The sequence below is a fragment of the Faecalibacterium sp. 3 genome (assembly GCF_048323735.1).
Taxonomy (GTDB): Bacteria; Bacillota; Clostridia; order Oscillospirales; family Ruminococcaceae; genus Faecalibacterium; species Faecalibacterium wellingii.
Genome location: NZ_JBLWFN010000001.1, coordinates 1,754,729 through 1,768,898 on the forward strand (window position 1 = coordinate 1,754,729; position 14,170 = coordinate 1,768,898).

Below are 14,170 nucleotides of genomic sequence, written 5' to 3' on the forward strand. Positions count from 1 at the left end.
AAGGCAACTCATGCTACCTGATGGGTAGCAGTCAAAACGCAACGAATGCTTTATAATAGAGGTAGGAAAAGACTGCAAATAGGAAGGAAAGACGATGGCGGACAAGGTAGAAAAAAGAATTCTTACATTATATAGTGATGTGCAGGCAACTTCTGTTCACTGGTTGTGGTATCCATTCATTGCAGTGGGAAAGATAACATTGCTACAAGGCGATCCCGGCGATGGAAAGTCAACCATGATGATGAATCTGATTGCGGAACTTTCTAAGGGTGGGAAAACACCGGATGGAAAGCCTGTTGGGACGCCGCAGAGGGTTATCTACCAGTGTTCGGAAGATGGAGTATCAGATACCATTAAACCCAGACTGGAAAGATGTGGCGCAGATTGTAGAAAAGTAGCTTTTATCAATGAAGAAACATACAGTGGTCTAACACTGGATGATGAGCGTATCCGTCAGGCAATCATTGAATTTCGCCCACGGCTTGTAGTTATAGACCCGATTCAGGCGTATTTAGGAAGTGATTCTGACCTCCAGATTGCAGGGAGAGCCAGAAAACTGATGCAGCGTCTCGGAATGTGGGCTTCAGTATATGATTGTGCCATTGTGCTGATTGGTCATCTCAATAAGAAAGAGGGAACGAAAGGTTTGTACCGAAGCCTTGGCAGCATAGATGTGGTTGCTGCTGCGCGAAGTGTTTTGCAGGTGGAGCGTGACCAGAAAGATACAGATATTCGTATTGTTCGGCAGATAAAAAACAGTTTGGCTCCGTCTGATGGAGAAATTCGGTTTTCTATAACAGCGGAGATGGGTTTTCAATGGTTGGAGTGCAAGAGCACATTCGTTTCATCGGAACAACCGAAAGTGCCGGAATTTGAGTCAAAAACAGAAAAGGCAGCATATCTGATAAAAAAGTTGCTTTCTGATGGCGATATGAGAGCAAGAGAAATCTATATGCGGATGAAAGATGAAGGAATCAGCCGCAGAACCGCAGAAAATACGAAGAAAGAACTCGGTATCCGAAGTTATCGGAAGATGCGACAGTGGTATTGGAGCATCCATACGGGAGAATGAGGAAAAGCACATGATTACCGGTGAAGTAGAAGCAGTAGACCGTAAGCAAAAAATCAGAGACCGCTATAAGGGCGTAGATATATCGGAATTGGAAGTCATTCCCGCCAAAATCATAGAGGATTTGGAAACAAGTTCTGTGATTCGGCGTGTGGCAGCATATATCCGTGTTTCCACGGATAATGATGAACAGACTTCTTCGTATGAACTTCAGAAAAACTATTATACGGATTATATTCAGGCACAGCCGGGATGGGTATTTGTTGGAATCTATGCGGATGAGGGCATCAGCGGCACATCTCTGGAACACCGAAAAGGGATGCAGCAGTTGATTGAGGACTGCAAGGCAGGCAAGATTGACCTTGTTCTTACAAAATCCATTGCCCGTTTTGCTCGAAATATCGTTGACTGCCTTTCTGTGATTGAACTTCTGAAAAATCTGAATCCGCCTGTGGGTGTGAAATTTGAAGCAGATAATATCTATACGCTGGACAGCAATGGACGCATGATTCTGACGATTCTGGCATCTGTGGCAGAGGAAGAATCGCATTCCAAATCTATCATTATGAACTGGTCGATTGATCGGCGGTTCAGCCGTGGCCTGTTCCTGACCCCTGCATTGCTTGGATACGATAAAGACGAGGAAGGCAACCTTGTAATTAACCCGGAGGAAGCACAGACGGTAAAGGTGATTTACTACCTGTACCTGAATGGATATTCGCTTACGGAGATTGCAACTCTTTTGATGGAGTATAGCCGTAAGACGAAGTTGGGACGTGTGGAGTGGAATCCCGGTACACTTGCAGGTGTTCTGGCAAATGAGCGCCATTGTGGTGATGTACTGGCAAGAAAGACCTTTACACCGAACTTTTTGACGCATAAATCAAAGAAAAACAACAATGATCGGACACAGTACAGGCAGAAGAATCACCATGAAGCCATTGTTTCCAGAGAAGTTTTTAATGCAGCCAATCATCTGCGGGCATCCCGCAATTATTCAAAGAAAAACAGACCCTTGCCCGTGTTGAGCGTGGTTGAAGATGGGATTTTGCGAGGATATGTGCCTTTTGATAAGGATTGGACAGGTTTTTCGGCAGAAGAATACAGGGAAGCCTCTGAAAGCGTGATGAAAGAACCGGATGTCACTGTTACTGCGGATGTGAAAAAGCGTCTTGATCTGACGGGCTATGAAATAGTCAGGGTACAGTATTTTTCTACTATGCAGAATCCGGCTATGACGATTTCTAATGGACGATTGCGCTTTAACACCGCTTGCTTGAAAAAGTTTGAAAATGTTGAATATGTGGAGCTGCTGCTAAATTCTGTTGAACGCTGCATTGCCATTCGCCCCTGTGACAAGAATAATCCAAACGCGATCCGTTGGGGCAGACTGAAAGAGGGACGTTGGTGTGCAAGCACTTTGGGCTGTCGTGGACTTGCAAAGACTTTATTTGACATTATGGAATGGGATGAGGATTTGCGTTATCGGTTCCGTGGCCAGTTTTTGGAGCAGGGCGATAACAAAATGATGCTGTTCGCATTTGATGAGCCTGAAATGATTAAGGTGGAAGAAATCGTTCTGCCTCCAAAGGAAAACACCGAAGAAGATGAGGGCGAAACGGTCAAAAAGAAGATTTACATTTTTCCACCAGAGTGGGCTGGAACATTTGGACAGCCGATTACAAGTATAGCACAGGTGGGTATCTTACGGCAGGAGCATTATGCCGGAAACTGGGATGTATTTCGTCCTGCGACGGAGATAGAGGAAATGAACATATTTACGGCAGAAAGTCTAAATGAGTTGCTCCGTGAAGCGGAGAAGATAATGGAAGGATGGACTGATTATAGATGAATGAAGAAAACACAACAATCATGCCGCCAGAGAAGCAGATTGTGCAGGATGATAGAGACGCACGGGCGGAAGAACTGGAAAGTGCCTTTTCGTATGATGGCTACCAGGTCGTGCGAAAGGAATTGTTTGCCCATCTGCGTGACCCGGCAATCGTGATTCGTAAAGATAGTATCACATTCAATACAGCCTGTATCACAGGGCTGGAGGATGTGGTCTACGTTCATGTCATGTTCAACAATGATTTGAAGCGTATCGTTGTTCGTGGGTGTGATGAAAATGACAAGGACGCTCTGCGTTGGTGCGTGGCAAAACCGGATAAGCGCAAAAGCCGGAAGATGTCCTGCAAGCCATTTGCGACTTTAGTTTATCAGAAAATGGGATGGGACAGCGAGTGCCGATATAAAATGCTGGGGTACAGGATTACCTTTGAGGGTGAAACTCTGTATGTTTTTGATCTGCTTGTGCCAGAAATTTTTCATGAAGGACAGAGAAAAAAGAACGCAGTCGATTCGCAGGATAATGCTGCGTCAACAAAACCTGTGAACAGCCGAAAGGGATTTTACCTGGATGATATTGTGGGAACTTTTGGTGTGCCTGTGGAAGAACACCGGAAAGAATCTGAAGTCAAGCAAATGGATGGGTATGTGTCAATGGGGATTCTGACAGGAAAGATTGCTCCTGAAGCTGGAAAGGACTAATTGACAGGTTGTACAAGGGGAGGGTCTGTCCATTTGTGGGAGGTGAGCAATATGCAAAAAACAGAACAGAAAACGGAGCAACAGGCAGGACTTGGCATGAGTTTCTGCGAGGAAGAGGGACGAATCACGGTCTTCAGAAAAACGCTGGAAGCGTTAGAATGGCCGTCACACTATCGGTTTCTGTATAATCGTAAAATGAAACAGATAGCTGTACAGGCGTGTGGAGCAGAAGAATCAGGAGCGCATCGTGTGGGAAAACCAGACGAATCTAATAGCGGCGAAATCAAGTGTATGGCATTGGTTCGCATGATTTACGGGGATTCTGGGTGGGACAAGAAAATGTCCTATCGGCTGATCGGAAGAGCTTTTCCACAGCAGCGACTTGTTTCGTTTAAGATAACGGATGCGATGCAGATAGAAAACGGGAGAGTACTGACTGAAATGTGAATCTCACATTAGTGGGTTCTGAAATAATTAGTTGCCTATGATATAACAGTGGCGAAGAATGCAATAATATGGACAACTCCGTGCAAGGAAAGTTTACAGTTGGTTGCTTGATATGGGCGGTGAATTATGGTAAGATGGAAGTACGATAGGAGAGTTTACGCTCTTGTTGAATCTACTGCGAGGAAGTGAATGCCGATGGAAAAACAAGGCACGGTGGAAAATCAGCTTGCCCACACGATAGATCAGACAGAGTATGATTCGAGGTATGACAGAACAGCGAAAAAGCTGTTGGCAAACAAACAGATTCTGGCACAGATCATGAAAGGCTGTGTGAATGAATACAGCGATTGCACCGTAGATGATATTGTTGAGAAATACATCGAGGGAACCCCGGAGGTTGGCTCTGTTGGTGTTCATGTCGATGATACGAACAGACCCAAAAAGTCAACAGATGTAATCAAGGGTAGTAACAACGAGGACTCTACGCTGACCGAGGGAACATTGTTCTACGATGTTCGCTTTGACGCAATCGCACCGAAATCTGCGGACAGTGCAGAGCAGGAAGAAGTCATTCGTCTGATTATCAATGTGGAAGCACAGACAAAATTCAAGCCGGGATACCCATTGACGAAACGGGCAATCTATTATTGTAGCAGAATGATTTCTGCACAGCACGGTCCGATTTTTACAAAATCTGAATATGGGAAGATTCGTAAGGTCTACTCCATCTGGATTTGTACTCAGCCGTCAGATGGTTTTGAAAATACGCTTACCCGGTACTCCATCAAACCCGAACAGTTGATTGGAGAAGCGCAGGAAGAAACCGAAAACTACGATTTGATGAGTGTCGTAATGATTTGTTTAGGCAAGCCAGGGACGGAGAATCATAAGGGAATCCTGAAATTTATGGAAGTGCTGTTATCTTCCACAAGATCAGGTTCGGAGAAAAAGAAGATTCTGGAAGAAGAGTTTGGCGTTGCAATGAGCGAAGAACTGGAAAGAGAGGTGCTTGAAGTGTGCAATCTTAGTCAAGGCGTAAGAGCCGAAGGCCGTGAAGAAGGCCGTCAGGAAGGCAGAATCGAAGGCATCGGAATTGGCGAGATTCGGATGCTGGTTCAGCTTGTTCGAGAGGGTGATTTACCGCTGGAGCGTGCTGCGGCAAAAGCAAAGATGACAGTTGAGCAGTTTAAGGAAACAATGGAGAACACCCCATTACAGGCAGTGTGAAAATAAAATAGCATAAGATAACGGATAGCCCTACAAGGCCCTGATGATTCAAAGAATTGTCAGAAAAGCCTTGTGGGGCTTATTTTTTTGCTTTTTTTGAGAATTTTTTTGTCCCTATCTTGACATCAGGGGGACTTGCTGCAGTCAGCTCCTCCGCATTTGCGGCACTTTATAGTGCATTTGGAAAATACGATGTGGTGCACATCCACGCCGAAGGGCCAGCGTTCTTTGCATGGCTGCCGAAGATGTTTGGGAAAAGAGTTGTTGTTACCGTCCATGGCATTGATTGGCAGCGCGAGAAATGGCAATCAGGACTTGGTTCTAACAGCAGATAATCTGCAGCAGTATGTAAAGAAAATTGAAGTGGATCACAAGAAAAATACTTACACGGAATTTGTGTTTTAACGAGGAGAACAGACGATGAAAGAGAAAATCTATGATGCCCAGACAGGAATGGAATATGTTTTGGTGGGTGATTATTATCTGCCAGCCTTGAAATTGCCACGGACCCGTCCGATTGGCCGCTGGGGGATGCTGCACAAGGCGTACCTGAAACTGCGAAAACCAGCCTATTATCAGAGCCTGCTGCTGAATGGAAAGCTGGACGCTGTTTTGGCAGACGTGGAAGAACAGGCAGCAGAGCGATATGAGGTTTTGATCGAGCAGATGAGCCAGCGGGAGAGCATTTCAGAAAAACTGAAAGAAGAAAATCAGATGGAGTGGGTGAGCCACATGAGAAATCTGGAAAATCGTGCAGAGGAAATCGTAAAGGCAGAATTGATCTACACGTTTGAAAGGCGGTGAGCAGCAGATGATCGGAACCTATTACCGGCTTTCACTTGCAGACGAGGATGTGGGTGCTGATAAGGCCGAGAGCAACAGCATTCAGGGCCAGCGCGGACTGGTAGAGGGGTATATCGTGGCTCGCCCGGAACTGGCTGCAGAGCCGCGTCAGGAGTATGTGGACGATGGCTACTCCGGCACCTCCACGAGCCGCCCGGCGTTCCAGCGGCTGATTCAGGACGCGCAGGATGGCAAGGTGAAAACAATTATCGTAAAGGACTTTTCCCGGTTTGCCCGCGATTATATCGAAGCAGGCGATTATATGGAGCGCATTTTTCCATTGCTGGGCGTTCGATTCATCTCTGTCAGCGATGGGTATGACAGTGGAATGCAGGCCGGGAACGATGTACGCGGACTGGAAGTAGCCATTAAGAACATCATCAACGCATCCTACAGCCGGGATCTTTCTGCCAAAATCGCGGCAGCAGACCATGTGATGCAGAAAAAAGGAATGTATCTCGAAGGATACCGCCCGTTTGGATTCCTGTCGGACCCGAACGACTGTCATAAGCTAATCCTCGACCCGGTAGCCAGTCGATATGTGCGGTTGATTTTTGAACTGGCATTGCAGGGCAACAGAACAGGCACCATCGCAAAAATCCTGAATGAAAAGCAGATCCCGACCCCGGCAGCGTATCATGTGGCGGAAAACCATGTGTACAGTGAGCAGAAAGCATGGGATCTGCAGCGCAGCCATTGGACAAGTGGAACGGTTTACCATGTTCTGAAAAATGAGAAGTATAAGGGAACTTATGTGGGCGCGAAATTCATTATGCCGGTTCCCTGTAAGCATCGGGTGCTACGCGCTCCTTTGGAACAGCAGGTACGTATTGAGGACAGCCATGCCGCCATTGTGACCCCGGAGGAATTTGAACAGGCACAAATGGTCATCATGCTGCAGCATGGAAAACACCAGGCCGGGAACTACACAAAGCACCAGTATCCCTTGAAAGGCAAGGTCTACTGCGGCTACTGCCAGAAACTGATGAAATATCGTGTTCTCAAGAAGCTTGGCCCCTCGTTTAACTGCAGATTCTCAGCCACAGCGGTGGACAGTCCCTGCAAGCGAATCCCGATCTCTGAGGAATTGCTGGAAGAGATTGTCCGAAACGCACTGACAGTGCAGATAAAGCAGGCGGAGCATGTACTGGAAATCCTGCACGAACGGGAACGCAAAGCGTTGATTTGCTTTTCCGCACTGGAACGGCAGGAAGAAAAGCTGAGTGCAGAAAAGGCAGAGCTCGTAAAACTTCGTGTTGCACTGTATGAGCAGTATGCCGACGGGAATATGAGTAAGGAAGAGTTCATCCGGCAGAGAGATGCCTACAGAGTGCAGGAAGATGATAAGATGGAGCAGATTCAAAGGCTGCGTACCGAGAAAAATCAAATTTTCCAGCCTGTGAAGAAGGATACGGATAATTTGCAAGCCGTGATGAATACGGTGGGAGAAGCTGGCGATGTGATGCACCTGTCGCAGAATGTGGTGGAAACCTTTATTGACCGCATTGAAGTTTTCAACGATGAAAGCGTGAAAATTCGTTTTACATTTGAAGATGTATTGAAAAATTACGAAGCAGAGTGAGAAATGATATTTGCGTTTTTGAAAAGTTCATGCTACAATAACTATAGAAGGGAGTGTGGAGGAAATGGTTCTCCAGTACTATGTGGTAGAAAATGCGACCGGAAAACAAATTGAAATCGATATTGAATCGGCAACCAACGAAGACCTGACCTCTACAAAGGAAAAGTGGCAATCTGATTGGACGAGTGAATTTATCCGCGATCCAAAGCTGGAAAAGTATGCGGCGAAAACAGATGCTGGCGAAATTGTAGCATTGGGTGCATATCGAGAAGATGATCACGGAATATCTGTTTTTATTGCTAATATTGAAGCGCATCCTGAGAGTAATCCGACAATTAGCACAGTGCGGAAATACGCAGGCATTGGTCGAATGATGATTGCTTATGGTATTCAATTGTCGATTGATAGTGGACATGGTGGTATTGTAACCTTTGAAGCAAAAACAGATGAACTGTATGATCACTACATCAAAGATTTTCATGCAGTTCCGATTTTTCAGCCACATTCGGGAGGCCCAAAGCTGCTTATGCTGGCTGATGAAGGCGCACAAGAAATTTTCAGTACCTACTTATCTTAAAGATTGGAGGGTTCAGTATGAAAGATCAAGAACTTGAGCTGCAGGTTGCTCCTATGAGCAATGATACAATGGAATATTTGAATGTTTTATTTGGCGTATGCAAACGCTTTAAAACAGATTATTACCATGCAACACCGAAGCAGCGTGAATTTATTGATGCAGTGGCTACGCACGAGTACCAGCTGATGAAAGCCCATGAGAAAGGACTGAGCCGTGCTTCTGTTCCTCCTTTTATGGGAATGAAGCGGAGTGAACGCAGCAACAATATGCCTGCTTGATAGTAAGAGAATAAGCTAACATAATAAGTGCTCGCATAAACCACAGACAGCACCCAAGATGATTCGAGGGTGCGTCTGCGGCTTATGCGGGCCTTTTTATTTTGTGATTTTAATACGGATGAATGTTAAATTCCAACGCTCTAAGGATGCAGCAGTAGCCTATCACAGTTCCTACTATGCTGAAAAGTTTAAAACTGATAGCGATAAAAAGCTGGTTGGTGTTTATATTGACATCACAGGGAATAAGGAAATTTATAAACGCCCGGAAATGGTGCATCTGCTCAAAGATTGCAAAAAGGGTGCCGTCAATCTGATTTTTTCACAGACAAGGGCCTACCTTGCAGCGAATACCTGTGATTTCTGTTTTCTGCTGAAATATCTGCGTTTTGCAGAGGAAAGATCGGAAGTCTATTGCAATCACGCCGTGTGCTGCGGAGCATCCCATGTCCTTTAAGGTCCCGGACAGGCTGCTGACCGATGGGCAGTGTCGGATGATGATTAACGGAATACAGTTCATTCAGATGTTGCTGGAAGCAAATGGTCTGGCGGCAGGAAAAGACCATCAGTTTAAAGGACGGTATGATGCTGAGAAAAATGCGGTTGTTATTTCGCTCGAAGAAAATGAATTTGAGAACGAATGTCAATCGAAAATAGGCTTGAGCCTCTAAAAGTATTTGACTTGACATTACGTCCGATTGGTCGTACAATGTGACCAAATGGACGTAATGGAAGGGGCGATTCTTATGAGTGGTGGAATTTTAGATAGTTTCCAAACGATAATTCCAACAGCAGCGGCTGTCTTATCGGAAAGACGACAAATGTTAAGGATGACGCAACAAGAGGTTGCTGATCGAGCCAATATAACTTTACGTCAATATCAAAGGCTGGAATCTGGGGAAAGAAATATTTTGACTTCTTCTTTTGGCTTGGCCTGTCGGGTAATTGAAGCTCTTGATATGGATGTTTCTAAATTCTATCATGGTGACTATTACTTTGAAGAATTGAAAACTATTGAAGGCAAATGATTTGGTGACAGGGGAAAACATCAATTTAAATGACGGCATGATGCCGAAAAAAGAGCAATATAAAAAGAATTATCCCGTGGAAACAGGGAAGATAATGCGTGAAAAGTATGAAAATGGATTGATTCGGAATGAACATGAATTTAAGAAGGTGCTGAATAATGTGCTATTTAGTAGCAAAAGATCGTAATGCACATGGTTGTTTTGTTCTAAAAACGACGCATGGGAAGCATCTGGTGGAATTAAAAAGAGAATTGAACAAAGAGGTTGGATATAAGGGAGTACAGCTTGTAACAATCAGCAGGCCAACAGCGTATGGTGAGTATGCGCCTTACCACTTTGTGGATACAGAACAGGAATTTCAGACTCTTGTGAAGGGTCTTCGTCCATAAAAATGCTGTACGTGGGAGCAGTGTATTTCAGTTCAGGCGATTGGTGTGTGCTGGAATAATACCATCTGTAGTCAGGTTAAGCCCCCGAATTATGAATAAGAAGATAAGCCCTACAAGGCTCAAATTGGTGTAAGAACCGATTGAAAGCCTTGTAGGGCTTTTTTTACAAAAATTTTTGTTCCTTACTTGACAACCGCATATGGACAACCAGAGAAAAGCCTGATTTCATGCGGGCTTACGCGGCTTGACCTTTTCACCTCAACCTGTTTCTGCCTGTCATGGTGCGTTACAGCAAGCGTGATTTCAGGTGCTAATGGCTTCTGGTTGCGCTCTATACTTAACCTACCGCAGCGAAAGCTGATAGAGCAGAAAACAGAATAAGGAGGTACGAAGGCAAGCCTGCGTATAGATTGTTGCGGTGATCTGTATAGGCCATTTTTACAATACATTTGTTTCGTCGCGTGCAGTTATTATGATGGCTAATGCCAATGAGACCTTTAGACAATTATTATATAATGGTTCGACAGATGAAAGGTTCTCACAGGTATTGGAAACTTATCTTGCTGACAAAAATTATTTACGCTTTCATCAGCACTATTCACGGTATTGATTGGCAGCGCGAGAAATGGCAATCAGGACTTGGTTCTAAGTTTATCTCTGGTTTTCCGCAAACATCCGGCCAAGCTGCGGCAGGATATCATGCGGCAGCATTCCGTACTCCCCACAAAGCGCAGCAGCACGGTCAGCTGCGGCACCATGCAGATACACCGCACAGGAAGCAGCTTCAAACGCAGGCAGACGGCAGGCCAGCAGGGCCGCCGTCATACCGGCCAGTACATCCCCGCTGCCGCCCCGGGCAAGGCCCGGGTTGCCGGTGGGATTCACGCATGCACGGCCATCCGGCGCAGCTACAATGGTGCGGGAACCCTTGAGTACCACCACGACGTTCCATTTTTTTGCATACTGACGGGCAATTTTCTCACGGTCGGCGCTGATTTCTGCCACGGAAAGGCCGGTGAGCCGGGCCATTTCACCGGGATGCGGCGTAAGGATCAACTCGCCCGTCGGATGGGGCAGCGCCTTCCCCTCAGCCAAAAGCTGCGCGGCGGCATTCAGGCCATCAGCGTCCAGCACTGCACTGCCCGCAAAGCCCGGCAGAAGCCTTTGTACCAGTACGCGTGTCTCTGCTGCGCGGGCTGCACTCTGGGCCGTACCGCCAAGGCCCGGGCCCAGTAGCAGCACTGTGGTCTTCTGTCGCTGAATAAACGGGATACTTTCCGGTGAGATGCCGCCTTCGGCCCCTGCGGCGCACGGGCACAGACAGCACTCCGGCAGGCGGGCTGCGGCAGCAGCGAGCACCGGCTCCACACTGGCAAGGGTCACGATGCCCGCACCGGTGCGCAGAGCTCCCTCGGCGGCAAGCAGGGCTGCACCACGGTAAGACGCACTGCCCGCAACGGCCAGAACAGTGCCAAAGGTGCCCTTGTGGCTTTCACGCGGGCGCGGCGGGATGACCTGCCAGACAAAATCTTCGGTTATTTCCACAGCCATAAAGGCGCCTCCAGAAAGCGATTTAAAATCTGTTGCTTCTCAAAGCTCACGCCTGCCCCTGCACAAGGGCGCGGATCTGCTTTTCCACGTTCTGCACTTCCTCGTGGAACATGCGGGCAGAGACGCGCAGCGCACCGTGCCCCAGAATGATGATCTGTTCCATACCGTCGGAAGTGGCCACGCGCACACGGCGTCCTTTGCCGATCTCGTGGGTGACATGTTCAATGAACATGTCCGCCGTTTCTGCTTCCTTCGTGTAGACCACATGGATGTTGTGGTACTGCTCGATGGAGCCCGGACTGCCCGGCACCCGGTAGGCGTCGAACACAAGGATGAGGTTGCATTTCTGGTAGCCCTGATAGTTGCACAGAATGTCCATCAGCTTATGCCGGGCGGCTTCCAGACTATCCTTTGCAAGGGCGTTCAGCTCGTCCCATGCGAAGATGATGTTATAGCCGTCCACCAGCAGATATTCCGGCAGGATCTCCCACTGCTGAGTGTCAAAATCCGGACGTTCCCGCTTTTGCGTCGGGCGGAATGCGGCCAGCGGGTCCCGCTTGATAGGGCCATAGGTGCGCTCAAAAATTTTGAGCAGTTCGGCATCCTCTTCCAGAGTGGCGCGGTAGGCCATGGCCCGGCGCTGCGGCACAGTCTGCGCTTCCGGTTCCGGGCGCGCGGCTTTTCCCCAGCCGCTGTCCACATGCATGTGACTGCGCACCTGATCCCATGGTACCACAAAGCCTGCTCCATGGGCGCAGAACACCGAATCTGCGGGATTTTCAAGGTCATGTTCCGGCTTATAGCCTGCGGCTTCGATGACCTGCGCCGCGTTGTGGCAGGGCCGGCAGCCATCCGGCGTCAGGGTCAGCCGTCCACGGCCGCGGGTATAGCTGACCACTTCCATGGGGTAGCTGCGCATGGCAGCTACCGGCGCAAAACCGGTGAGCACAGCAGTTTCTTCTCCGCTTTCCGGAGGGTCAAAGCTGCCTTCCATGCGCTGGATATCGGTCATGGCACGGCCAAGGCTTTCCACCGGCACTTCCAGCCGGAAGGCGTACCACGGCTCCAGCAGCTGGCTTTTGGCCATCATCAGGCCCTGCCGCACAGCGCGGTAGGTCGCTTGCCGGAAATCTCCGCCCTCTGTGTGCTTCAGGTGGGCACGGCCCGCAATGAGGGTGATCTTCACGTCCGTCAACGGCGCTCCGATCAGCACGCCAAGGTGCTGTTTCTCTTCCAGATGGGTCAGCACAAGGCGCTGCCAGTTTTTGTCCAGCACTTCTTCCCGACAGTCGGTGGCAAACTGCATTCCGCTGCCGCGCGGCAGCGGTTCCAGCTTGACATGCACTTCTGCGTAGTGGCGCAGCGGCTCATAATGACCTACACCCTCCATAGGCTCCGTGATGGTCTCTTTATAAAGGATGCCGCCGGGGCCGAACTCCACGTTCAGGCCAAACCGCTCTGCCAGCAGGCTGCGCAGCACTTCCAGCTGGATCTCGCCCATGAGCTGGACATGGATCTCGCCCAGCGTTTCGTTCCATACCACATGGAGCTGAGGTTCCTCTTCCTCCAGCCGGTGCAGCTTGCCCAGCGCAGCATGTACGTCTGCGTCCTCCGGCAGCAGCACCTGATAGCTGAGCACCGGTTCCAGCACCGGCAGGTCGCTGTCGCGTTCTGCGCCAAGGCCTTCGCCCTGACGGGCTTTGGTCAGGCCGGTGACAGCACACACCTGCCCGGGGTGGATGGTCTCTGCCAGTGTATACTTTGTACCGGAGTACAGCCGCAGCTGGTTGGCCTTTTCGGCCCAAGGCTCGCCGTCCGCTTCGCCCGAGAGCTGTGCTTTCACCTTCAGCTCCCCGCCGGTAACGCGCAGCCAGGTCAGGCGGGCACCCTGCTCATCCTGCGAGACCTTGAACACCTTGGCCCCAAAGGTATCCAGTGCAGGAGCCGGGCGTGTAAAGCGGTCCAGTCCGGTGAGAAGCGCCTCCACACCGTCCAGCTTGAGCGCCGAGCCGAACCAGCACGGGAAAACATGCCGCCGGGCAATGGCCGGGATGATCTCGGTATCTGTCAGCTGTCCGGCCTCCAGCATCCGGTTCATCAGGTTTTCATCGCAAAGAGCCAACGCATCATCCCGGTCTGCCTGCGGCATGCCAAAATCCACAAACCCTTCGCCGAGGCGATGATTCAGCTGGGCCAGCAACTCTTCCTTGCTCTTGCCGGGCAGGTCGGTCTTGTTTACAAACACAAAGGTGGGCACATGGTAGCGCCGCAGCAGCCGCCAGAGCGTTTCGGTGTGGCTCTGCACGCCATCGGTACCGCTGACCACCAGCACGGCATAATCCAAAACCTGCAGAGTGCGCTCGGTCTCGGTGGAAAAATCCACATGGCCGGGAGTGTCCAGCAGAGTGATATCCGTACTGCCTGCCGTCAGCAGTGCCTGCTTGGAAAAAATAGTGATCCCACGGGCTTTTTCCAGTGCGTCTGTGTCCAGAAAGGCGTCCTTGTGATCCACGCGCCCCAGTTTGCGGATCGCGCCGGAACGGTAGAGCATGGCTTCCGAAAGGGTGGTCTTGCCAGAATCCACATGGGCCAGAATGCCCAGAACGATATGCTTGTGAATAGTTTCCATCCG

General features: G+C 49.0%; 17 protein-coding genes. 15 read left to right on the forward strand and 2 right to left on the reverse strand.

The window, feature by feature from the left end:
• Window positions 1-94 precede the first annotated feature (94 nt).
• The 15 genes from ACNSPV_RS08280 to ACNSPV_RS08350 all read left to right on the forward strand — a co-directional run bounded on the left by ACNSPV_RS08280 (window position 95) and on the right by ACNSPV_RS08350 (window position 9,987).
• Window positions 95-1,072 carry an AAA family ATPase gene (locus ACNSPV_RS08280; protein ID WP_118539013.1) on the forward strand — a complete coding sequence of 326 codons (978 nt, stop codon included), beginning with the start codon at window positions 95-97 and terminating at the stop codon, window positions 1,070-1,072.
• 10 nt (window positions 1,073-1,082) lie between these two features.
• Entirely contained in the window at window positions 1,083-2,921 is a 1,839-nt protein-coding gene (locus ACNSPV_RS08285; RefSeq protein WP_158538756.1) for a recombinase family protein, read from the forward strand.
• The gene (locus ACNSPV_RS08290; protein WP_113998565.1) at window positions 2,918-3,619 is read left to right on the forward strand and encodes a hypothetical protein; all 702 of its coding nucleotides are present in this window, start codon (window positions 2,918-2,920) and stop codon (window positions 3,617-3,619) included. The genes ACNSPV_RS08285 and ACNSPV_RS08290 overlap by 4 nt, the downstream gene beginning before the upstream one ends.
• A 51-nt stretch (window positions 3,620-3,670) precedes the next feature.
• Window positions 3,671-4,066 carry a hypothetical protein gene (locus tag ACNSPV_RS08295; protein WP_118539017.1) on the forward strand — a complete coding sequence of 132 codons (396 nt, stop codon included), beginning with the start codon at window positions 3,671-3,673 and terminating at the stop codon, window positions 4,064-4,066.
• 195 nt (window positions 4,067-4,261) lie between these two features.
• On the forward strand, window positions 4,262-5,293 hold the full coding sequence (locus tag ACNSPV_RS08300) for a hypothetical protein (protein ID WP_113998567.1): 1,032 nt from the start codon (window positions 4,262-4,264) through the stop codon (window positions 5,291-5,293).
• Between the two features lie 56 nt (window positions 5,294-5,349).
• On the forward strand, window positions 5,350-5,628 hold the full coding sequence (locus ACNSPV_RS08305) for a glycosyltransferase (protein WP_348583738.1): 279 nt from the start codon (window positions 5,350-5,352) through the stop codon (window positions 5,626-5,628).
• Window positions 5,629-5,713: 85 nt separating this feature from the next.
• A complete protein-coding gene (locus ACNSPV_RS08310) occupies window positions 5,714-6,097 on the forward strand; it encodes a TnpV protein (protein ID WP_348583737.1) in 384 nt (127 codons plus the stop codon).
• Between the two features lie 7 nt (window positions 6,098-6,104).
• A complete protein-coding gene (locus tag ACNSPV_RS08315) occupies window positions 6,105-7,718 on the forward strand; it encodes a recombinase family protein (RefSeq protein WP_348583736.1) in 1,614 nt (537 codons plus the stop codon).
• Window positions 7,719-7,782: 64 nt separating this feature from the next.
• The gene (locus tag ACNSPV_RS08320) at window positions 7,783-8,295 is read left to right on the forward strand and encodes a hypothetical protein (protein ID WP_348583735.1); all 513 of its coding nucleotides are present in this window, start codon (window positions 7,783-7,785) and stop codon (window positions 8,293-8,295) included.
• A gap of 17 nt (window positions 8,296-8,312) precedes the next feature.
• Entirely contained in the window at window positions 8,313-8,573 is a 261-nt protein-coding gene (locus ACNSPV_RS08325; RefSeq protein WP_097777541.1) for a hypothetical protein, read from the forward strand.
• A 118-nt stretch (window positions 8,574-8,691) separates the two neighbouring features.
• Window positions 8,692-9,027 carry a hypothetical protein gene (locus ACNSPV_RS08330; RefSeq protein ID WP_348583734.1) on the forward strand — a complete coding sequence of 112 codons (336 nt, stop codon included), beginning with the start codon at window positions 8,692-8,694 and terminating at the stop codon, window positions 9,025-9,027.
• Complete coding sequence (locus tag ACNSPV_RS08335; protein WP_348583733.1) at window positions 9,017-9,241, forward strand: hypothetical protein; 225 nt, start codon at window positions 9,017-9,019, stop codon at window positions 9,239-9,241. Before ACNSPV_RS08330 ends, ACNSPV_RS08335 begins: the two co-directional genes overlap by 11 nt.
• 75 nt (window positions 9,242-9,316) lie before the next feature.
• Complete coding sequence (locus tag ACNSPV_RS08340) at window positions 9,317-9,598, forward strand: helix-turn-helix transcriptional regulator (protein ID WP_348583732.1); 282 nt, start codon at window positions 9,317-9,319, stop codon at window positions 9,596-9,598.
• Window positions 9,585-9,785: a hypothetical protein gene (locus ACNSPV_RS08345; protein ID WP_348585210.1), complete on the forward strand. Its 201-nt coding sequence runs from the start codon at window positions 9,585-9,587 to the stop codon at window positions 9,783-9,785. The genes ACNSPV_RS08340 and ACNSPV_RS08345 overlap by 14 nt, the downstream gene beginning before the upstream one ends.
• Window positions 9,757-9,987 (forward strand): DUF6718 family protein, encoded by a 231-nt coding sequence (locus ACNSPV_RS08350; protein ID WP_348583731.1) that lies wholly within the window; start codon window positions 9,757-9,759, stop codon window positions 9,985-9,987. The genes ACNSPV_RS08345 and ACNSPV_RS08350 overlap by 29 nt, the downstream gene beginning before the upstream one ends.
• Before the next feature lie 651 nt (window positions 9,988-10,638).
• Here ACNSPV_RS08350 and ACNSPV_RS08355 read toward each other — a convergent pair.
• Window positions 10,639-11,538 (reverse strand): NAD(P)H-hydrate dehydratase, encoded by a 900-nt coding sequence (locus tag ACNSPV_RS08355; protein ID WP_348583730.1) that lies wholly within the window; start codon window positions 11,536-11,538, stop codon window positions 10,639-10,641.
• A 46-nt stretch (window positions 11,539-11,584) separates the two neighbouring features.
• Window positions 11,585-14,167, reverse strand: coding sequence for a translation factor GTPase family protein (locus ACNSPV_RS08360; protein ID WP_348583729.1), 2,583 nt, complete (start codon window positions 14,165-14,167; stop codon window positions 11,585-11,587).
• Window positions 14,168-14,170 lie beyond the last annotated feature (3 nt).